Raw genomic sequence first — 21,165 nt, 5'->3', positions numbered from 1 at the left:
ATCGAATCTTCAAGGAAGCGCCTTATGCCCGGACCGATCTACACCGATCTTGTCGCCAGTCTGCCCTCGACCGTGCCCTTCGTCGGCCCTGAAACGCAGGAGCGCGCGCGCGGGCGCGCCTTCGCCGCGCGGATCGGCGCGAATGAGAGCGTGTTCGGCCCCTCGCCGAAAGCCATCGAGGCGATGCGTCAGGCGGCCGCGGACATCTGGAAATACGGCGACCCGGAAAATCACGATCTCCGCCACGCGCTCGCGGCGCATCATGGCGTCTCCCCCGACAACATCACCGTCGGCGAGGGGATCGACAGCATGCTCGGCTATCTCTGCCGGATGCTGGTCGAGCCGGGCGTCTCCGTCGCCACCTCGCTCGGCGCCTATCCCACCTTCAATTTCCATGTCGCCGGCTATGGCGGGCGGCTGGTCGCGGCGCCCTATGTCGACGATCGGGAGGACCCTGAAAGCCTGATCGCGCTGGCGCGCGCCGAGGGGGCGCGGCTGATCTATTTCGCCAATCCCGACAATCCGATGGGCGGCTTCTGGGACGCCGCCGCAGTGCAGCGCCTGATCGATGCGACGCCGCCGGGCGCGCTTCTTTGCCTCGACGAGGCCTATATCGATTTCGCCCCCGAAGGGACCGCGCCCGCGATCGACCCGGACGATCCGCGGGTGATTCGCTTTCGCACCTTCTCGAAGGCGCATGGCATGGCCGGCGCCCGCGTCGGCTATGCGATCGCCGCCGAGCCGCTCGCGACCGCGTTCAACAAGGTCCGCAATCATTTCGGCGTCAACCGCGTGGCTCAGGCGGGCGCCCTCGCCGCGCTCGCGGACCATGAATGGCTCTCGGAGGTGAAGCGGAATGTCGCCGAAGCGCGGCGCCGGATAACCGCCATCGCCGCGTCGAACGGGCTACGCGCGCTGCCCTCGGCCACGAATTTCGTCACCATAGACTGCGGCGCCGACGGTGATTTCGCGAAGGCGGTGCTCGACGGGCTGATCGCCCGCGACATTTTCGTCCGGATGCCCTTCGTCGCGCCGCAGAACCGCTGCATCCGCGTCAGCGCCGGGCGCCCGGAGGACATGGCCCTCTTCGAAGCCGCGCTCCCCGCGGCGCTCGGCGATGCGCGCGCGGCCCGCTCCTAGCCGATCCGCCGCGCAAGGTCGACGAGGTCTTCGGCGATCAGATCCCAATCCGCCTCGGCCCGGGTCTCGCCCCGGCCGGCGCCTTTCTCGTCCGGGCGCGGGATGAACGCGGTCTTCAGCCCGGCCGCGCGCGCGGCGGCGAGGTCGGAGTTATGCGCGGCGACCATCAGCACCTCATCCGCGGCGAACCCGAGCGCGGCGGCGGAGGCCTGATAGACCTTCGGATCGGGCTTGTAGCCGCGGGCGATTTCCGCCCCGAGGATCGCATCCCAGCTCAGCCCGGCGAAACGCGCCAGCGAAACCATCAGCGCGATCGAGCCGTTCGAGCATGTCGCGACCGGCGACTTCTCCCGAATCGCCGCGACCCCGGCGACGCTGTCCGGCCAGGGCGGCAGGCGCTCCCAGGCGTGATTCAGCGCATCCCGCTCCACCGGGTCGAACGCCGCCTCCAGCCCTCTCGCCGCCAACACAATGTCGAGATTCTCGCGGTGGAGCCGATCGAGCGGAACATAGCCGCGCGCGCCGCTCCGGACCCGCGCCATCGCCGGTTGATACTCGCCGCGCCAGGCGTCTGCGAACGCGCCGGCGTCATGCTCGAGCCCCTTGGCCCTGAACTGCGCGGCCACCTCCCCCGCGACGCCCGCGCGCCAGTCCACCACCGTGCCGAACACATCGAAAACCGCAGCCTTGATCGCCATCTCGCACTCCTCCGGATCGCGCCGACGCTCGCCGCGCCCGGGCGCTCCGTCAAGCCCTTGCGAACGGGGGCCGGCGCGGGCGGGGAGATATCACCGCAACGCGTCTTTTGCGGTTTCGGATCCGGCGCGGATCGGTATGCTTGGGTCTCGTCCCCCTTGGCGATCACGCTCCAACTGGTAAAGGCGCCTGACCGATGTCCACGCATGATGACATTCCGCAAGAGATGCGCGACCGCGTCGCCGCTTCGGATTTCGACAAGGTGTTGAAGTTCGATTGCGGCGATGACGGCGTTCTCATCATCAATCGCCGCGAGGTGACGCGCGAGGACATGGAGGCCGATTGCGTGATCTCGCTGTCGAAGAAGGACCTCAAGAAGCTTCTGACCGGCGATCTCAGCCCCACCACCGCGTTCATGACCGGCAAGATCAAGGTGGACGGCGACCTTTCCGTCGCGCTGCAATTGCAGACCCTGCTCTGATCAGCGCCGCCCGATGACCCGGTCCAGCGCCCGCGTCGGCAGGACCCGGCGCAGAATGTCCGCAAGATAGGTCGGGGTGGTCACCAGATAGCGCGCGCGCGGGCGCGGATCCTCCAGCGCCCGGATCAGCTTCGCGGTCACGGCGGCGGGCTGGAGGTCGAACCGCCCGCCCTTCTTGTCCTTGTAGAGCCGGCGCTCGATCTCGCTCCAGATCTCCTGCGGGTGGCTGGAGCCGGCGCGCGCCGGCCGCATCCAGCGTTCATACGGCGCGCGGGAGTTTCGCCGGAACGGGGTCAGGATCGGGCCGGGCGCGATCAGGACGATCTCCACCGGCGCGCCCGCGAGTTCCCGCCGCAGGGTGTCCGTCAACCCTTCGAGCGCGAATTTCGTCGCATTATAGGCCCCGCGATAGGGCGCCGCGACCATGCCGAGAACCGATGAGCAATTCACGATCCTCCCGCCCCCGGCCGCCCTCATCGCCGGCAGGACCGCGGCGGCGAGCTGATGCGGGCCGAAGAGATTGGCCTCGAAGATCGCGCGCAGCCCATCCCTCGGCAGGTCCTCCGCCGGGCCCGGCAGCGCCCACGCGCCATTGTTGAACAGCGCGTCCAGCCGCCCCTCGGACCGGGCCAGCGCCTCCGCCGCGCCGGCGGCCACGCTCTCCTCGTCCTCGTAATCGAGCCGCCAGCTCTCGAAGCCGGCCTCGCGCAGCCGCGCGGCGTCCGCCTCGCGCCGGCAGGTGGCGAAAACCCGCCAGCCCCGCGCGCGCAATGTCGTCGCCGCGTCTTCGCCGATGCCGGATGCGCACCCGGTGATGAGGATTGTCCGCTTCGTCATGCCGTCCTCTCTGGACCCGGGGGCCGCCCGCCCCCTATACGGCGTCTATGGCCGATCAACGCGACGATGACAAAGACCCTGGTGAAATCATTGCCGAGCCGATGCGCCGGGCGCTCGGCGAGCGGTATCTGCAATATGCGCTCTCGACCATCACCAACAGAGCGCTGCCGGACGCGCGCGACGGGCTGAAGCCCGTCCACCGGCGGATCCTCTACGCGATGCGCATGCTGAAGCTGGAGCCGGGCTCCGCGTTCCGGAAATGCGCCAAGATCGTCGGCGAGGTGATGGGCGGCTATCACCCGCATGGCGATCAGGCGATCTACGACGCGCTGGTGCGGCTCGCGCAGGATTTCTCCCAGCGCTACCCCCTCGTCGAGGGGCAGGGGAATTTCGGCAATATCGACGGGGACAACGCCGCCGCGCAGCGCTACACGGAAGCGCGCCTGACGGCCGCCGCTCAGGCGATGATGGTCGGCCTTTCGGAGGACGCGGTCGATTTCCGCGACAATTACGACGGCTCCGAGCGCGAGCCGGTGGTGATGCCCTCCGCGTTCCCCAATCTTCTCGCCAACGGCTCCAGCGGCATCGCCGTCGGCATGGCGACCTCGATCCCGCCGCACAACGTGCACGAAGTCTGCGACGCGCTCCTGCATCTGATCAAGACGCCGAACGCCCGGCCGGAGACCCTGGCCGAGATCATTCCCGGCCCCGACTTCCCGACCGGCGGCGTTCTGATCGAGCCGCGCGCGAACATCCTCACCGCCTATGAGACCGGCCGCGGCTCATTCCGGCTTCGCGCGCGCTGGGAGCGCGAGGATCTGGGCCGGGGGCTCTGGCGCGTCGTCGTCACCGAGATCCCGTATCAGGTGCAGAAATCGAAACTGATCGAGCGCATCGCCGACCTCATCAACGCGAAGAAGCTCCCCATCCTCGCCGATCTTCACGACGAGAGCGCGGAGGATATCCGCCTCGTTCTCGAGCCGCGCTCGCGCAGCGTCGATCCGGCGCAGATGATGGAGAGCCTGTTTCGGCTGACCGACCTTGAAACCCGCTTCAGCCTGAACATGAACGTGCTGATCGACGGGCGCACGCCGAAGGTCTGCGGGCTCCGCGAGGTGCTTCTGGCGTTCCTCGGCCATCGCCGCGACGTTCTGATCCGCCGGTCGCAAAATCGCCTTGGCGAGATCGCGAAGCGCCTCGAAGTGCTCGAAGGCTACATCATCGCCTACCTCAATCTCGACCGGGTGATCGAGATCATCCGCTATGAGGACGAGCCGAAAGCGATGCTGATCGCCGAGTTCGAGCTGACCGACGCGCAGGCCGAGGCGATCCTGAACATGCGGCTCCGCAACCTCCGGAAGCTGGAGGAGATGGCGCTGCGGCGCGAGCGCGACACGCTGCTCGAGGAGCAGGCCGGGCTGACCGCGCTGATCGGCGACGCCAGCCTCCAATGGGCGCGGATCGCCGAAGAGGTGCGCGACATCCGCACCCGTTTCGGCCGCTCGGCCCCCGGCGGCGCGCGGCGCACCGAGATCTCCCAGGCGCCCGATGTCGAGGAGATCAGCCTCGAAGCCATGATCGACAAGGAGCCGGTGACGGTGGTCTGCTCCGAAAAGGGCTGGATCCGCACGCTTCGCGGACATCAGCCGCTCGACGGCGAGCTGAAATTCAAGGACGGCGATTCCGGGCGTTTCATCCTGCATGCGGAGACGACGGACAAGCTTCTTCTCGCCGCGTCGGGCGGGCGCATCTTCACGCTCGACGTGCACAAACTTCCCGGCGGGCGCGGCATGGGCGAGCCGGTGCGCCTGATGGTCGACATGGCCAATGATGAGGACATGGTCGCGCTTCTGCTTCATCGGCCCGGCGGGCGGCTTCTGCTCGCGTCCTCCGCGGGCGACGGGTTCGTCGCGCTCGAAGACGACCTGATCGCGCAGACCCGCAGCGGCAAGCAAACGCTGAACCTGAAGGACGGCGCGACGGCCCGTGTCTGCCGCCCAGTCTCCGGCGATCATGTCGCTGTCGTGGGAGAGAACCGGAAGGTTCTGGTCTTCCCGCTTGCGGATCTGCCCGAGATGAGCCGCGGCAAGGGCGTGCGCCTCCAGAAATACAAGGATGGCGGCCTCGCGGACGCGACGACATTCAACCTCGCCGAGGGCCTCTCATGGCGCGACCCGGCCGGGCGGACCCGGACCGAACCCGTGCTGGACGAGTGGCTCGCGAAGCGGGCGACATCGGGACGGATGGCGCCGCGCGGCTTCCCTCGCGACAACAAGTTCAACTGAACGCGCCGTCAGGTGAACTCCAGCACCACCGCGCCATAGAGCGTCACTGTCGCCGAAAGCACGAAAACGTGCCAGATCGCGTTCTGGAACGGCAGGCGCTCCCAAAGGTGGAAGATCACCCCGATCGAATAGAGCCCGCCGGCCACGAACATGAGGGTCAGCGCCGAGGTGTCGATGCTGCGGGCGATGTCTCCCGCAAACATCACCGCCGCCCATCCCATCCCGAGATACAGGAAGATGGAAAGCGTATCGAACCGGCGCGGAAAAAACAGCTTCAACGCAATCCCGAACCCCGCCGTCGCCCAGATCCCGGCGAGGAGCCCCACGCCCAGCTTTCCCCCCACCGACAGGGCGGCGAACGGCGTGTAGGCGCCGGCGATCTTCAGATAGATCGTCGAATGATCGAGCCGGCGCAGCCAGTCCTTCGCGCCTTCGACCGGGAGAAGGTTATAGATCGCCGAGAACGAGAACATCGCGATCAGCGTGGCGACATAGATCGACACCGCGATGACCGGGCCCGGCTCCCCCCGCGCGGCGACGAGCGCGATCAGGATCGGGCCGCCGATCAGCCCGAATCCGACGCCGAGCGCGTGGACCGCCGCGTCCGCGATGATCTCCGGCCGCGTCTTGACGCGCCGTGTTCCGAGTCGAGTCTCCATCGTCAGATTATGGGGTCCGGGGCGCGTTTCTGAAAGGCGCGCTTGCGTCTATCGAGCTGGAATGTGGCGCATGACGGGCGCCGCGCGCGCCTCCCCCTTGTCGCCGCGGCCGCCCCGGGGCATCGTCACGGGCGGCGACGCCGACCCGAACCACTTGAATGGACAACCTGAAATGAACCAACCCGCCGCCCCTGCGCCCGAAGTCGGCTTCGATGTTCCCGCTCTTCCCGGCATGAGCGAGGCCGATATCCAGACGCCCTGCCTTGTCATCGACCTCGACGCGTTCGAGCGGAACGTCGCCAAGCTTCGAGACTTCTGCGCAGCGGCGGGCGTCGCACACCGCGCGCACGCCAAGATGCATAAATCCGTCGATGTCGCGACCTATCAGATCGAGGTTGGCGGCGCCGTCGGGATCTGCTGCCAGAAAGCCTCCGAGGCGCTCGCCTTCGCCCGCGCCGGGGTGGGCGACATTCTTGTCTCCAATCAGGTGCGCGACGCGAGAAAGATCGCGATGCTGGCGGACGTCGCGAAACTCTCCCGCTGCATCGTCTGCTGCGACGATATCGACAATATCGCCGATCTGTCCGCCGCCGCCGTCGCCGCCGGGGTCACGATCGAGGTGCTGGTGGAGATCGACTGCGACACCGGGCGGTGCGGCGTGACCACGACCGAAGCCGTCCTGGAGATCGCCAAGGCGGCCGCCGCGGCGCCGGGGCTGACGTTTTCCGGTCTTCAGGCCTATCAGGGCGCGGCCCAGCACATTCCGCGCTTCGAAGATCGGAAGGCGAAGATTGAAGCCGCTGTCGCGACGACGAAGGCGGCGCGGGACGCGCTTGTCGCCGCCGGTCTCGGCTGCGCGATCGTCACCGGCGCCGGCACCGGCTCCTATCGGCTGGAGGGGGCGTCCGGCGTCTTCACCGAACTCCAATGCGGCTCCTACGCCTTCATGGACGCGGCTTACGGCCGCGTTTTCGACAGGAACGGCGCGCCTCTCGATCAGACCGAATGGGAGAACGCGCTCTTCGTTCTGACGTCGGTGATGAGTCATGTGAAACCGGATCGGGCGGTCTGCGACGCCGGCCTGAAGGCGCAGGCGGTCGACAGCGGCCTGCCCAAGGTGTTCGGGCGCGCGGACGTCGAATACATCCATTGCTCGGACGAGCACGGCATCATCGACGACCCCGCCGGCGCGCTGAAGATAAACCAGAAGCTCCGCCTGGTTCCCGGTCATTGCGACCCGACCTGCAACCTCCATGACTGGCTTGTCGGCGTGCGGAACGGCGAGGTGGAGACGCTGTGGCCGGTCACGGCGCGCGGTCTCGGCTATTGAAACGACACGGCGGATGAGGGAATCGAAGTGACCAATTGCGACAAGGCGGCCTGAGCGATGCCCGGGCCGCTCGAAGGTTTGAACGTCGTCGAGATGGAGGGGCTGGGCCCCTGCCCGCTCGCCGGGCAGTTTCTCGCCGATCTCGGCGCCGCCGTCATCGTCATCGTCCGGAAGGCGGGGCCGCCCGACCCGACCGATATCGTCAATCGGGGCAAGCGTTCCGTCGCGCTCGACATCAAGTCGGACAAGGGGCTCGAAGCCGCGCGGCGGCTGATCGCGAGAGCCGATATTCTGATCGAAGGCTTTCGGCCCGGCGTGATGGAGCGGCTCGGGCTCGGCCCCGAGGCCGTGATGGAGGGGAACCCCGGCCTGATCTACGGGCGGATGACCGGCTGGGGGCAGGACGGCCCGCTGTCGCAGACCGCCGGGCACGACATCAACTACCTCGGCGTCACCGGCGTCCTCCATGCGATCGGCCGGCGGGACGCGCCGCCGCCGCCGCCGCTCAATATCGGCGCGGATTACGCGGGCGGCACGATGTTTCTGCTCCTCGGCGTCCTCTCGGCGCTCTGGGAGCGGGGGCGGTCCGGGCGCGGGCAAGTGGTCGACGCGGCGATGGTGGACGGCGCGGCGGCGCTGATGTCGCTCTTCCATTCCTTCATCGCGAAGGGCCGGTGGCGGAACGAACGGGAGGCGAACCTGCTCGACGGCGGCGCGCCCTTCTATCGGTCCTACGAGACGAAGGACGGCCGGTTTCTCTCGGTCGGCGCGCTGGAGCCGCAGTTCCACGCCGAATTCCTGCGCATCGCCGGGCTCCCGGCCGCGCATCAGGACACCCAGATGGCCGAGGCCGCATGGCCCGAGCGGCATGCGGCCTATGAAGCGGTCTTCAAAAGCAGGACCCGGGCTGAATGGACGGCGCTTTTCGCCGGATCGGACGCCTGCGTCGCGCCGGTGATGGACTGGGAGGAAGCGCCGGACCATCCGCAAATGAAGGCGCGCGGCGCGTTGCAGGCGCATGGCGGCGTCATGCAGGCGGCCCCGGCCCCCCGGTTCGGGCGCACCCCCGCGGGCGAGCTGGCGGACCCGCCCGCGCCCGGCGCCGACACCGCCGCGATTCTGCGCGAGATCGGTCTCGACGAAGGCTGACAGGCGGGCGGGAGCGGCCGGACGCCGCTCTCGCCGCTCCTGTCCGGACGCGGCCCGACGCCGCGCGCCCTATTCCGCCGCGTCGACGTAGTCCTCGAGCGGCGGACAGGTGCAGACGAGATTTCTGTCGCCGAACACATTGTCCACCCGCCCGACCGGCGGCCAGTATTTGTCGACCCTGAACGCCCCCGGCGGGAAGCAGCCCTGCTCACGCCCGTAGGGGCGATCCCATTCGGCGACGAGATCCTCGACCGTATGCGGCGCATGCCGAAGCGGGCTTTGCTCAACCGGCAGGTCGCCGTCGGCGACGTTGCGGATTTCCTCCCGGATCGCGAGCAGCGCGGTGACGAACCGGTCTATCTCCGCCTTGGTCTCGCTCTCGGTCGGCTCCACCATCAGCGTCCCCGAAACCGGCCAGCTCATCGTCGGGGCGTGGAAGCCGTTATCGATCAGCCGCTTGGCGATGTCATCGACGGTGACCCCATGCGCCGCGAACGGCCGCGTGTCGAGAATGCACTCATGTGCGACGCGGCCGCGATTGCCGATGAAGAGAACGTCATAGGCGCCGCGAAGCCGGGCGACGATGTAATTGGCGTTGAGGATCGCGACGCGGGTCGCCTGCGTCAGGCCCGCGCCGCCCATCATCAGGCAATAGGCCCATGAGATCAGGAGGATCGACGCCGACCCATAAGGCGCGGCGCTGACCGCGCCCTCCCCCGCGCCGGTTTCCGGATGGCCGGGAAGAAAGGGCGCGAGATGCGCTTTCACGCCGATCGGCCCCATGCCCGGTCCGCCGCCGCCATGGGGAATGGCGAAGGTCTTGTGAAGATTGAGGTGGCTCACATCCGAGCCGATCTCCCCCGGTCGCGCCAGCCCGACCATCGCATTGAGGTTCGCGCCGTCGAGATAGACCTGCCCGCCGAATTCATGGGTGATGTCGCAGACCGTGCGCACCGTCTCTTCGAAGACGCCATGGGTCGAGGGATAGGTGATCATGCAGGCGGCCAGATTCTCACCCGCCGCCGCCGCCTTGTCGCGAAAGTCCTCCAGGTCGATATCGCCGTTCGCGGAAGACTTGACCACCACCACCTTCATGCCGGCCATCTGCGCCGAGGCGGGGTTGGTGCCGTGCGCGGAGATCGGAATGAGGCAGACGTTCCGCCGCGACTCCCCGCGGGAGGCGTGATAGGCGGCGATGGTCATCAGCCCGGCGAACTCCCCCTGCGCGCCGGAATTCGGCTGCATGGAGAAGGCGTCATAGCCGGTGATGTCGCAAAGCTTCTCGGTCAGGTCCGCGATCGCCTCCGCGTAACCGGCGGCCTGCTCCACCGGCGCGAACGGATGCAGCCTGCCGAATTCCGGCCAGGTGAGCGGCATCATCTCGGCGGCGGCGTTCAGCTTCATCGTGCAGGAGCCGAGCGGGATCATCGCGCGATCCAGCGCGAGGTCGCGGTCGGCGAGACGGCGCATGTAGCGCATCATCTCGGTCTCGGCCCGGTTCATGTGGAAGACCGGATGTTCGAGATACGCGCTCTGACGGAGAAGCGCGTCCGGCACGCGCAGGGTCCGGCCTTCGTCCGCCGGCTCGCTCACTCCGAACGCGTCCAGCACACGGGCGATCACGTCGGCGTCCGTCGTCTCATCGACGGAAACGCCGACCCGGTCCCGACCGATGCGCCGAAGATTGACGCCGCGCTGCTCCGCCGCCGCCAGAATCCCCGCCTGCCCGACGCCGACCTCGATGGTGATCGTATCGAAGAACGCGTCGGGAGCCACCTTGGCGCCCGCCGCGCGCAACGCGTCCGCCAGCCGGACGGCGTTGAAATGAACGCGCTCCGCGATCGCCCTCAGGCCGACCGGCCCATGGAAAACGGCGTAAAACGACGCCATCACCGCCAGAAGCGCCTGCGCCGTGCACACGTTCGAGGTCGCCTTCTCGCGGCGGATATGCTGCTCGCGCGTCTGGAGCGCCAGCCGATAGGCGCGCGCCCCGCGCGCGTCGACGGAGACCCCGACGATCCGCCCCGGCAGGTTGCGCTTGTACGCGTCGCGGCAGGACATGAAGGCGGCGTGCGGGCCGCCATACCCCATCGGCACGCCGAAGCGCTGCGCGGAGCCGATCGCGATATCGGCGCCCATCGCGCCCGGCTCCTTCAGCAGGCAAAGCGCCAGAAGATCGGTCGCCACCGCCGCGACCGCGCCGGCTTCATGCAGCGCCGCGATCGGCGCGGTGAAATCCCGGATATGGCCATAGGTGCCCGGATACTGGAAAAGCGCGCCGTAAACGGCGCCGGGGTCGAGCGCTTCCGGAGCGCCGACGCGCACCTCGACGCCGAGCGGGCGCGCCCGCGTCTGGACGACGGCGATGGTCTGCGGATGGCAGTTCTCATCGACGAAAAAGACGTTCGCCTTCGATTTCGCCACCCGGCGGGCCATCGCCATCGCTTCGGCCGCCGCGGTCGCCTCGTCGAGAAGCGAGGCGTTGGAGATCGGCAGGCCGGTGAGATCGCTGACCATGGTCTGGAAATTCAGCAACGCCTCCAGCCGCCCCTGCGCGATTTCGGGCTGATAGGGCGTATAAGCCGTGTACCACGCCGGATTCTCGAGAATGTTCCGCTGGATCGCCGGCGGCGTCGCGGTGCCGTAATAGCCCTGACCGATCAGGCTGACCATCACCCGGTTCTTGGCCGCGACGGCCCGCATCTTCTCCAGAAGCTCATGCTCCGTCAGCGCCGGCCAGGTCAGCGGCCCGCTCTGGCGGATGACCTGCGGGACGGTCTCGTCGATCAGCGCATCCAGGCTCTCCGCCCCGACCGCCTTCAACATCTCGTCCATTTCTTCCGGCGAAGGGCCTATATGGCGGCGGTTCGCAAAATCATAGGTGTCGTAGTCGGTCGGGGAATATGCCATTGCGCGCCTCAGCCGATCATCTTCTTGTAGCCGCTCTCGTCCATCAGACCGTCGAGCGCGGCGACGTCCGCCAGCTTCATCTTGAAGAACCAGGCCGCCTCCATCGCGTCCTCGTTCACCAGCGCGGGATTGTCCGCAAGCGCGTCGTTCACCTCGACGATCTCGCCATCCACCGGCGCCTCGATCCCCGAGGCGGCCTTGACGCTTTCGATGACGACGATCTCATCGCCCTGAGAGACGGAAGTCCCCACTTCGGGAAGCTCGACGAAAACCACGTCGCCAAGCTGTTCGGCGGCGTAGGTCGTGACGCCGACCACGGCGTGATCGCCCTCGACGCGAAGCCATTCATGGCTCTCGGTGTATTTGATGTTCGACATGGACGGTGTTCCTCAGCGTTTGTAGGTTGATGTTCTGAACGGAAGCGGCGCGACCTGAGCGGGATGCCTGCGGCCGCGAACTTCGCCATAGACGGTCGCGCCTTCCTCGATATCGGGCGGCAGATATCCCATCGCGATCGGTCTTTCGACCGAAGGGCCGAAGCCGCCGGAGGTCACCCGGCCGATCGGCGCGCCGCCCTCCGCCGCGGCGTATATCTCCACGCCTTCGCGCATCGGCGCGCGGCCCTCGGGCAGGAGCCCGCGGCGACAGCGCGACGGCCCTTCGGCGAGCGCCGCGAAGATGGGCGCCGCGCCGGGAAAACCGCCCTCGCGCGCGCCGCCGGGGCGGCGGGCCTTCTGGATCGCCCATTGCAGCCCCGCCTCGACCGGATTCACGGTCTCGTCCATGTCGTGGCCATAGAGACAAAGCCCGGATTCAAGACGCAGACTGTCGCGCGCGCCGAGCCCGATCGGCCAGACCTCCTCTTCGGCGAGAAGGGCTTCCGCCAGCGGCTCCGCGCGGTCGGCGGGCATGGAGATCTCGAAGCCGTCCTCGCCGGTGTAGCCGGAGCGGGAGATCCAGACCTCCGCGCCGCGCCAGTCGAAACTGGCCGAGTCCATGAAGCGCATCGCCGCCACTCCGGGGACGAGACGCTCCAGCACCGCCTCCGCCGCCGGGCCCTGCAGCGCCAGAAGCCCGCGGTCGGTCAACTCGGTCGCCTCCGCGCCGTCGAGATTGGCCTGCATGTGCGCGACATCATTCGCCTTGCACGCGGCGTTGACCACGAGAAAGAGATGATCCCCCCGGTTCGCCACCATCAGATCGTCGAGAATTCCGCCGGCGGCGTTCGTGAACAGCGCATAGCGCTGACGCCCCTCGGCCAACGCCAGAAGATCCACCGGCGCCAGGGCCTCCAGCGCCGCCGCGGCGTCGGCGGCGCGACCGGAGGGCGCGCGCACGATCACCTGCCCCATATGGCTGACATCGAACAGCCCGGCGGCGGCGCGGGTGTGAAGGTGCTCCTTCATCACCCCGGTCGGATACTGGACCGGCATTTCATAACCTGCGAACGGCACGAGCTTGGCTCCGAGCCGAAGGTGCAGATCATGAAGCGGTGTCCGAAACAAATCGCTCATCGCATCACTTCCATCACTGGCCGGAGTTCCGGCATCGTTTTCCAAACGGGCGCGCCCGTTCACATCGACGCCCCCTCTGTCCCTTGCGCCTGAGATCGTTATCCCTTCGGCGAACGCGTCCGCGTTTCTCTCCAGAGTCTTCGTGTCGGGCCGGTCCCTTGCGCCTGAGAGTTTACCGGGGCGGTTGCTCCTTCGGCACCGGCGAGATCAAACCCGCCAGCTTCTCCCAATCCGACATGCAGACGGTAATCCGGCGGCGCCGGATCTGGCAAGAGCGTTAATGCCCAAAGGGCGACGTCGCGGGTTCAGAAGCGAAGCCCCCGCGCGGCGGCGGCGCCCGCGTCCATCAGGTCGAGCAACCGCGCGACGTAATGCTCCCGCGCGACGAAGCCCGCGGCCTCCCCCTCCACAAACTGCCGCTCCAGCGCGTCGATCAGCCGGAGAAGCCGCCGCCGGTGCAGACCAAGCCCGCGCTGCACCGGATCCGCCACCACCCCGGCGAAAGCCGCGAGAACCGACGCCGAGGCCGCAAGCCCCGCCGTCACCCCCGCCACCAGAGACACGGGAACCGCCGGCGTCATCACGCCGTACCAGAGCGACCCTGCGGCCGCGCCGAGCGGAAACGCCGCGACGGCCGCGCTCTGCGTCATCGCCGCGGCGAGCGCCGGTCCGAGCGAGAGCGCTCCCGGCGTCAACTTCTGGAAAACCGCCGCCCCCGCGCCGACCGTCGCCAGCGCCGTGGTCATCTCCGCGACCGCGGCGCGCGCGCCGGCGTATTCGGAAAGCCCGGCATGGAGCGCGGCCCGGCCCGGCCCGCCGCGCTCCGCCGCCGCCAGCATCCGGCGGATCGCCGGATCGGCGGTGATCGCCGCCGCCAGCGCGTCGTCGCCGGCGCCATCGGGCGGCAATTCCAGAAGCTCGACCAGAATCAGCCGCCGCACCTCCCGCATCACCGCCGTCTCCAACATGATCCGGCGCGAGCGGAGCCAGCCCGCCGTTCGCCGCCGTTTCGCGGCGGCGGCGAGCGCCGCCGTCAGCCGCGCGCTCGCGAAGACCGGCGCCAGCGCAAGGTTCGCCGGCGCCCGCGCGATGTCCCAGCCGAGCGCGTGCCGATGCAGCCGGAGCGAGCCGCGGATCGTGAACCACTGGTCGACGAACCCGTCCACGCGGGCGCGGCGCTCATCGAAATAACGGCGCGCGGCCGCGACCACCGCCGCGCGCACCTCGTCGGGCGTCGGGCCGGGCTCCGGCGCGCCGGGCGTCGCGGCGAAGGGGGCGTCATCCACAGCCATCACTCCGGAATATGGGCGCGCGGCGCCGCCTGCGCAAAGGACTCAGGCCGCGTCCCACGCGACCGGGACCGAGAGCGGCCCCCGGAACGCCCATCCACCGATTTTCGCCTCTCCGTTCAGGCGGAGGCCCTTCAACCGCTCGAAAAGCGTCGGCAGCGCCACCTCCGAGACCAGCGCCTTCGCCGCCCAGGCGCCGGCGCAAAAATGCGGCCCCGCCCCGAAGGCGATATGGGCGGATGCGTCGCGCGTGACGTCGAACCGCTCCGGCGCGGTGAAATGCGCGGGATCGCGGTTGGCGGCGCCGAACATGAAAAAGACCCGCTCCTCCGGCTCGAAGCGCACGCCGTCAAACTCGAAATCGCGCGCGACCCGGCGCGGCGACATGCCGATCGGCGACATCCAGCGGACATATTCCGCGAAGACCCGGGTCCAATCCACCTCGCCGCGCCGCACCAGATCCAGTTGCTCCGGATGGCTCAGAAGCGCCCAGGCGGCGCCGGCGATGGCGTCCCGCGGCTCGTTCTGGCCGCCGGAGATCACCAGTTTGATGTTCGCCCGGATCTGCGCCATCGGCTGCCCGGCCCGCATGAGGACCGAGAGGATCGACGGGTCGGGCGCCGCCCGCTTCGCGGGGATCGTTCGGGTGATGTGCTCGTCGATCAGTCCGGTTCCCCAATCGCAGCGCGCCGCCACTTCGGGGTCGCCGACATAATTGGCGCAGCCGTCGATCATCGCCTGGGAGGCCGCGTTCAGGTCCTCCCACGTCATCGACGTCAGCCCGGTGATCGCCCGGAGCGCGTCGGCGGCGACCGGCGCCGCGTAATCCTGCGTCAGCTCCGCCGCGCGCCGCGGCGCCAAAGCGTCCAGCGCCCGCGCGACATCCCGATGAAAGTGCGACGTCCAGACATCCCGCACCGTGCGCGGCGAGACGGAGGGAAACATCTGCTTGCGCTCATCGAGATGCGCCGCGCCGTCCTTTCGCATCATGTTCTCGCCCATGAGGACGGTCATCAGCCCGCCCGGCTGCACGGACGAGAAGATGTCGATCTTCTTTTCACATTCGAAGATCGCGTCGCGGCGGGTGAAGAGCGTGGCGTTCAGCTGCGGGACGAATGCGATCGGGGCTTCGGCCTGCATCCTTGCAAGGTCGGGATATGGATCGGCCCAGAAGGCCGCATGGTCGATCTCGTAAACCGGCGCCGTGCTCACCTGATCTTCACCTCGAACAGATCCGCGCCGCCTCAGGCGCAGGCCGGGTCAACCGCCGTTCAGCAACGCCTGCGCCTCCGCGGCGATCCGCGAGACGATGGCGCCCGTCCCCTCCGTCCTCCGGTTCAGCCCGACCGCCTGCCCGGCCCAGAGCGACAGGAAATCGGCCGAGTCGGCGTCAGCGCAGGCGTTTCTCAGCGGTCGGGTCAGGGGGTTCATCAATGGAAAATCGGCCCAGACCATATCCGCGGTCTCTTCGATGTAGCGATTGCGGATGCCGCGCGCCGGGCGGCCGGAGAACGCCGTCGTCACCACCGTATCCGCCCCGTCGGAGCTCAGGAGCGCGGCCTTGTGCGGCGCGCGGACCGACGCTTCGGGGCTGGTCAGGAAGGCCGTGCCGATCTGCACCCCCGCCGCACCCAGCATCAGCGCGGCGGCGACGCCCCGGCCGTCGCCGATGCCGCCAGCCGCGATCACCGGAACCGAAACCCGGTCGACGATCGCCGGAACCAGCGCCATCGTTCCCATCTCGCCCCAGCTTTCATCCGGGTTGAACGCGCCGCGATGGCCGCCCGCCTCCCAGCCCTGGGCGATGATCGCGTCCGCGCCGGCGGCCTCCAGCGCCTCGGCCTCCTTCGGCGAGGTGGCCGACGACATGATGAAGATGCCCGCGGCCTTCAGCGGCGCCAGCAGCGCCGGCGCGGGCAAGCCGAAATGGAAGGAGACCACCGGCGGCGCGGCGGCGAGCGCCGCCTCCAGCTGCGCCTCGCCGAACCCCGGGCCGGCCGTCGGCGCCGCCGGCGCGCCAAGACCGAATTCCGCGTAATCAAGACCGAATTCCGCGTAATAAGGGGCGAGCCGATCGATCGACGCCTGCTCGCGCGCGGCGTCGCGCCGGGGCGGCTCGTGGCAGAAAAAGTTGATCGAGATCGCGCCGTTCGTCGCTCCCTGCGCCTCCTTGCAGGCCGCGACCGCCGCCTCCGGCGTCATCAGCGCGACGCCGAGCCCGCCGAGCGCGCCGGCGTTCGCCGCCGCCGCCGCCATCGCCGGCGTCGCCGCGCCGGCCATCGGGGCCTGAACGATCGGATGCCGGATGCCGAGCCGGTCCATCAGTCTCTTGTCACGCCACATCAGCTTTCAATCGCCTCCGCACAGCTCAAGGGTTCATTTTCCGCGATCCGCCCGACCGTCTGCTCGTCACCGTCTTCCCCGCTGATGATCACGATATCCGCGCCGCGCTTCACGTGCAGGAAACAGTGGAGATCCGGGCCGTAGGCGAAACAATATTCGCCGTCCGCGTAGGCCCAGCGCCCTTCCGCGCACAGCCCGTCCGGGAAGCGAAACACAACGTCGCCGTCATCATTGCGATAGTATTCGCGCCCGAACAACACCCCGTCCTTGTAGTAATGCAGGGTTTTCCCTGTGGTCAGCGCCCGCCAGGCGTCCGGCGCGATCGGCTTGTCCTCCAGCGCCTCCGCGAACGCGCCCCCGCCAAGCGCCGCGATAATCACAGCCAATATCACTCCATGCATTCCGAACCTCCACACTAACGGACCCAGAAAACCACGCGCCGCACCCGAACGCCAGCAAGAAGAAGTCACGTCGCATTGATGACCGCCCCGTCTGGACAGCGGACGCCGGGCGGTCTTATTGGTCTGAGAGTTTGGGAGGGACCAATGATCGCGATTGAAGGCAAAACCATCGGCGCCGTTTTCGACGAGGCGACCCGGACCTGGCCCGACGCGCCCTTTCTGATCGAGCCGGCGAAGACGGGCGGCGCGCCGCGCATCCTCAGCTACGCCGAAGCCGCCGCGGAGGTCGACCGTCTCTCGGCGGCGCTCTCGGCCGCCGGCTATGGCCACGGTCACCGGATCGCGACGCTGATCGGCAATCGGCCCGAGTTCTTCCTGATGCGGCTGGCGATGAACCGGCTCGGGATCTCCATCGTGCCGGTGAACCCGGATTACCGCGCCGGCGAAATCGCCTATCTGATCGACGATTCCGGCGCTGATCTGGCGCTGGCGGAGGCGTCGCGCCGGGATCTGATGGCGGCCGGCGTCGCGGAGGCGGAGAGCGGCCCGCCGCTGGTGCTTTTCGAGGACATCCTCGCCGGCCCGCCGCCGCCCGCCGCGCCGCCGCCGCTCTCCGGCCCGCCGACCCCGGCGACGGAGGCGAGCCTGGTCTACACATCCGGCACTACCGGAAGGCCGAAAGGCTGCATCCTCAGCCACGAGGCCGAGCTGATGTATGGCGAAAGCTATCTGCTGATCCCGCCGCCGATCGGTCTTCGCGAAGCCAGCGAGCGAATTCTCAACCCGCTCCCGCTCTATCATGTCAACGCCGGCGGCATCACCTTCTTCGGCGTGCTGCTCTCGGGCAACGCGCAGGTCATCCCGGAGCGGTTCTCCGCGTCGAACTGGTGGCGCGACATCCGCGACACCGGCGCCACGATCTTCCATTATCTCGGGGTCATCATTCCCGTGCTGATGGCCGACAAGACCGTCGGAAAGGCGGATATCGGCGCCCTTCGCTGCGCGCTCGGCGCCGGGGTCGAGCCGGCGCTTCACGATCCGTTCGAAGAGCGGTTCGGCATCCCGCTCATCGAATGCTGGGGCATGACCGAGATGTGCCGCGTCCTCGCCATCGCCGAGGAGCCGCGCATGACCGACACGCGCGCCATCGGCCGGCCGCGCGCCGGGCTGGAGGTCCGGGTTCTCGATCAGGACGGGAACGAGGTTCCACGCGGGACGCCGGGAGAGATGTGCATTCGCCATTCGGCCGAGACGCCGGGAAAGGGCTTCTTCTCGGGCTATCACAACAAGCCGGAGGCGACCGCGGAGGCGTGGCGCGGCGGCTGGTTTCACACCGGCGACACCGTGTCCATGGACGAAAGCGGGATGATCTTCTTCATCGACCGGGCGAAGAACATCATTCGCCGCTCGGGCGAGAACATCGCCGCGGCCGAGGTCGAGAACTGCCTCTTCGAGGATGAGCGCGTCGTCGCGGTCGCCTGCGTCGCCGCGCCCGACGAGATGCGCGACGAGGAGGTGCTGGCCTGCGTCGTCCTCGCCGAAGAAACCGAGAAGAACGAGGCGACGGCCCGCGCGCTCTTCGATCACGCTTTCCGGAGGCTCGCCTATTTCAAACCCCCCGGCTGGATCCGGTTCATGGACGCGCTTCCGGTGACCGGCACGCAGAAGGTGCTGAAGCACAAGATCTTCCAGCCCGACGAAGATCCGCGCGCCGGAGCGTTTGATTTCCGGGCGCTGAAGCGGCGCGGCTAGACGAGACCGGGCCGTCGCCCGCGCGGCGCGCGGGCGACGGCCGGGATTCAGGACGAGCGGAACAGGTAGATCGGGCTGGTCCAGGCCCGGGCGCCGTCTTCCAGCGTCAGGCGAATATAGATCGGGTTGTCCCCCTCGGGCCTGATGTCGATCCGCCGCGTGAAGCTGAACCGGCGCTCGGCGTTTTCCTCCGGCAGGCGGAACGCCTTGACGAACCGGGGCAACTCGCCGGACGCGTCATAGATGCGATCCTCAAGCCCGATTTCGGCGAGTGGAGCCTCGAACGAGACGAGCGGCGAGCGGAACTCCAGAACCGCGTCCTCCGCCCCGTCCAGCGTGACGTCGAAGCCGCCGAAATTGCCGGTGGTCAACGCGTCCCAGCGCAACCCGTCATCGCCCACGCGCGACAGGGTCTTGTCGCGATTGAAGAAGTTGACCGGGCTGGCGGCGCGAATCTTCGCTCCCTTGAACCGCGCCTCCCCGTCCCAGACCACCTGCCGGAACCGCCCCCGATACTCGGCGCCTTCCCAGAGCACCCGGATGCGCGGGCCGAGATCCGCCGCGCCGTAGGGGCGCAGCGTCTCGACCAGGTCCCGGCCGTTGAAGATATCGACCCGCTCGACCGGAGAGGAGGCGACGATATCGACGTCGATCTCCACGCCTCCATCGGGGAGATGAACGATATCGCCCATAAGCGCGTCGCGCGCCGGGCGCCCTTCCGCCGGGCCGAGCGCCGGGTCGTCGTGATAGAGCGTTCCCTCCTGATCGAAGCGCGCCTTCAGGTCGATCACCATCCGTCCGGACGGGCCGCCGGTCGTGCCGAAATGGCGGCGCTTGCGCAGGCAGTCGAGAAGCGCGGGGCGTGAAAGCTCCTCCATCAGATAGCAGGTGAGCCCGCCGATCGCGCCGAATTTCCCCGCCCCCGGATAGCTCGCGCCGGGCCGGCCCTTGTGGCCGTCGGAATTTGCGACGACGCCGACGCGGTAGCCGAGCCGGAGCGCGTCATGCAGCAGCCATTCGAACGTTCCCCAGGAGGAATGCACCTCCACCGACCGCTCGAACCGGCCGTCATGGGCCAGCTCGATATCGGCGTAGCGCCCGCCGCAATGGGCGAAACAGACGACGTCGAACTCCTCCGCCTCGGCCAGCGCGGCGAAAAGCGCGCCCGCCGTGGGGCAATCGTATTTCGCCGTCGCGCGATCCTCGATCAGCGCATGCGAAGAGCGCCGGATGATCCGGCCCTCGGCCGGGAAATAGACGTTGCGGTCGCCGCCGAGCGCGGTGTTGCCGGACCATTCATAGCCCGGCAGCGCAACGAACTTTCCCGGCTCGTCGAACTCCGCGGTGATCCGGTTCAGTTCCGCCCAGAACTCATCGGTGATCTGGAAATCATTGCCCTGATGGCCGCAGGCGTCGACGAAGGCGCGGTCCCGCGCGAAGGCGAAATAGGCGCGCGCGCTTCCGGTGCCGATCGTCTCTTCCGACTGCCCGTGAATGTCGCCCCAGAAATGAACGAGCTTCGTCTCTTCGACGCGAAGCGGATTCGTCTCCGCGACGACTTCGCCGTCGGGGCCGCGAAGGACGATGGAGACGTCGGCCGGCTCCCGCACCACAAGGCCCGGCGCTTCGAAGGCGAACGGGCCGGGAGAAAGCTCCATCTCCGCCGGCAGACCTTCAATCGGCCCCCGCGCCTCCAGAGTGAGACGGGTCTGGCAGAGATCGGAAGGGTTGCCCCACTTGTCCTCGCCTTTCAGCTTCAGCGCGAACGCCTCGCCCGGCCGGCGCCGGGTCGGCAGGACGGCGACGAAGCGCTCCGGCGCGCCCGGCGCGATGTTGATGATCGGCTGTTCGGGAAGCGGCTGAAAGTTAAAGGTTGCGATCGGGTCGACCAGCACGCGAAACTCGAACGTCTCTTCGCAGAAGGTCTGAAGGCGCATTCCCGGCCCGCCATGATCCGTGATCCCGAAACGGACCACGATCTGGTCGCCCTCCTTCAGATAGCCTTTCACCACCTTGATCCAGAGCGTCCGATCCCAGGGGCGCACATTCGCCTTCGGATCCCAGCGGAGTTGAAGAACCGCGCCGTTCGACGCCTCGACCGTGCAATAATTCGCGCCCTTCGGGTCATCGAATTGCGGCGCGCTCTGATCGGAGGCGAAGCGGAAGCAGATGCGAAGACTTCCCGAATCGTCGATTCCATACGCGCCGGCGGTGTAGGTCAGCGTGAACGAGGCGTAAGAGCCCGCCTCGAGGCGGCCGGCGGGGGAGATCTCGGCCCGGCCAAGCAGATGATCGGGGATGGCGTGAAGGATCACGCCGCTATTCATATCCTCCCACGGCCGGGCGGCCTCGGTCGCCGCGGCATGCTTGTCGGTCATC

Annotated in this window: 17 protein-coding genes and 2 riboswitches; of the genes, 6 read left to right on the top strand and 11 right to left on the bottom strand. The window is 68.3% G+C overall.

The features are described 5' to 3' along the window. Positions 1 to 24: 24 nt before the first annotated feature. A complete protein-coding gene (locus tag WG921_RS05395; protein ID WP_340108194.1) occupies positions 25 to 1,140 on the top strand; it encodes a pyridoxal phosphate-dependent aminotransferase in 1,116 nt (371 codons plus the stop codon). Here WG921_RS05395 and WG921_RS05390 read toward each other — a convergent pair. Beyond that, positions 1,137 to 1,838: a haloacid dehalogenase type II gene (locus WG921_RS05390; RefSeq protein ID WP_340108193.1), complete on the bottom strand. Its 702-nt coding sequence runs from the start codon at positions 1,836 to 1,838 to the stop codon at positions 1,137 to 1,139. The genes WG921_RS05395 and WG921_RS05390 overlap by 4 nt on opposite strands. Before the next feature lie 194 nt (positions 1,839 to 2,032). On the opposite strand from WG921_RS05390, the gene WG921_RS05385 reads away from it, so the two are divergent. Next, positions 2,033 to 2,317, top strand: a complete 285-nt coding sequence (locus WG921_RS05385) for an SCP2 sterol-binding domain-containing protein (protein ID WP_340108192.1) — start codon at positions 2,033 to 2,035, stop codon at positions 2,315 to 2,317. On the opposite strand, the gene WG921_RS05380 is transcribed toward WG921_RS05385, so the two are convergent. Next, positions 2,318 to 3,154 (bottom strand): SDR family NAD(P)-dependent oxidoreductase, encoded by an 837-nt coding sequence (locus tag WG921_RS05380; protein WP_340108191.1) that lies wholly within the window; start codon positions 3,152 to 3,154, stop codon positions 2,318 to 2,320. Positions 3,155 to 3,201: 47 nt separating this feature from the next. Between WG921_RS05380 and parC the strand changes: the two genes are divergently transcribed. After that, positions 3,202 to 5,439 carry a DNA topoisomerase IV subunit A gene (parC, locus tag WG921_RS05375; protein ID WP_340108190.1) on the top strand — a complete coding sequence of 746 codons (2,238 nt, stop codon included), beginning with the start codon at positions 3,202 to 3,204 and terminating at the stop codon, positions 5,437 to 5,439. A gap of 8 nt (positions 5,440 to 5,447) precedes the next feature. Here the strand turns inward: parC and trhA are convergent, their stop codons facing one another. Then, positions 5,448 to 6,098 carry a PAQR family membrane homeostasis protein TrhA gene (gene trhA / locus WG921_RS05370; protein WP_340108189.1) on the bottom strand — a complete coding sequence of 217 codons (651 nt, stop codon included), beginning with the start codon at positions 6,096 to 6,098 and terminating at the stop codon, positions 5,448 to 5,450. 172 nt (positions 6,099 to 6,270) lie between these two features. Here trhA and WG921_RS05365 point away from each other — a divergent pair, with 172 nt between their 5' ends. Further along, the gene (locus WG921_RS05365) at positions 6,271 to 7,428 is read left to right on the top strand and encodes a DSD1 family PLP-dependent enzyme (RefSeq protein ID WP_340108188.1); all 1,158 of its coding nucleotides are present in this window, start codon (positions 6,271 to 6,273) and stop codon (positions 7,426 to 7,428) included. Between the two features lie 57 nt (positions 7,429 to 7,485). Continuing rightward, a complete protein-coding gene (locus WG921_RS05360; protein WP_340108187.1) occupies positions 7,486 to 8,577 on the top strand; it encodes a CaiB/BaiF CoA transferase family protein in 1,092 nt (363 codons plus the stop codon). A gap of 69 nt (positions 8,578 to 8,646) precedes the next feature. Here the strand turns inward: WG921_RS05360 and gcvP are convergent, their stop codons facing one another. The 7 genes from gcvP to WG921_RS05325 form a co-directional block, all read right to left on the bottom strand. Then, the gene (gcvP, locus tag WG921_RS05355) at positions 8,647 to 11,487 is read right to left on the bottom strand and encodes an aminomethyl-transferring glycine dehydrogenase (protein ID WP_340108186.1); all 2,841 of its coding nucleotides are present in this window, start codon (positions 11,485 to 11,487) and stop codon (positions 8,647 to 8,649) included. Positions 11,488 to 11,495: 8 nt separating this feature from the next. Next, on the bottom strand, positions 11,496 to 11,855 hold the full coding sequence (gene gcvH / locus WG921_RS05350; RefSeq protein WP_340108468.1) for a glycine cleavage system protein GcvH: 360 nt from the start codon (positions 11,853 to 11,855) through the stop codon (positions 11,496 to 11,498). Positions 11,856 to 11,876: 21 nt separating this feature from the next. After that, on the bottom strand, positions 11,877 to 13,001 hold the full coding sequence (gene gcvT / locus WG921_RS05345; protein ID WP_340108185.1) for a glycine cleavage system aminomethyltransferase GcvT: 1,125 nt from the start codon (positions 12,999 to 13,001) through the stop codon (positions 11,877 to 11,879). 74 nt (positions 13,002 to 13,075) lie between these two features. Next, a riboswitch (glycine riboswitch) is annotated at positions 13,076 to 13,138 on the bottom strand. 4 nt (positions 13,139 to 13,142) lie between these two features. Further along, positions 13,143 to 13,240, bottom strand: a riboswitch (glycine riboswitch). A gap of 66 nt (positions 13,241 to 13,306) precedes the next feature. Beyond that, the gene (locus tag WG921_RS05340; protein WP_340108184.1) at positions 13,307 to 14,287 is read right to left on the bottom strand and encodes a DUF6635 family protein; all 981 of its coding nucleotides are present in this window, start codon (positions 14,285 to 14,287) and stop codon (positions 13,307 to 13,309) included. A 48-nt stretch (positions 14,288 to 14,335) separates the two neighbouring features. Continuing rightward, complete coding sequence (locus tag WG921_RS05335; protein ID WP_340108183.1) at positions 14,336 to 15,502, bottom strand: cytochrome P450; 1,167 nt, start codon at positions 15,500 to 15,502, stop codon at positions 14,336 to 14,338. A gap of 48 nt (positions 15,503 to 15,550) precedes the next feature. After that, positions 15,551 to 16,633, bottom strand: a complete 1,083-nt coding sequence (locus tag WG921_RS05330) for an NAD(P)H-dependent flavin oxidoreductase (RefSeq protein ID WP_340108182.1) — start codon at positions 16,631 to 16,633, stop codon at positions 15,551 to 15,553. Further along, positions 16,633 to 17,019, bottom strand: a complete 387-nt coding sequence (locus tag WG921_RS05325) for a hypothetical protein (RefSeq protein ID WP_340108181.1) — start codon at positions 17,017 to 17,019, stop codon at positions 16,633 to 16,635. The genes WG921_RS05330 and WG921_RS05325 overlap by 1 nt, the downstream gene beginning before the upstream one ends. Before the next feature lie 159 nt (positions 17,020 to 17,178). Between WG921_RS05325 and WG921_RS05320 the strand changes: the two genes are divergently transcribed. Then, a complete protein-coding gene (locus tag WG921_RS05320; RefSeq protein ID WP_340108180.1) occupies positions 17,179 to 18,786 on the top strand; it encodes an AMP-binding protein in 1,608 nt (535 codons plus the stop codon). A 47-nt stretch (positions 18,787 to 18,833) separates the two neighbouring features. Here WG921_RS05320 and WG921_RS05315 read toward each other — a convergent pair whose 3' ends face one another. Beyond that, complete coding sequence (locus WG921_RS05315) at positions 18,834 to 21,164, bottom strand: DUF3604 domain-containing protein (RefSeq protein WP_340108179.1); 2,331 nt, start codon at positions 21,162 to 21,164, stop codon at positions 18,834 to 18,836. Position 21,165 lies beyond the last annotated feature (1 nt).

Source organism: Paludibacillus litoralis (genome assembly GCF_037646705.1).
Taxonomy (GTDB): Bacteria; Pseudomonadota; Alphaproteobacteria; order Rhodobacterales; family Rhodobacteraceae; genus Pikeienuella; species Pikeienuella litoralis.
This window is presented reverse-complemented; position numbering and strand designations above follow the sequence as displayed.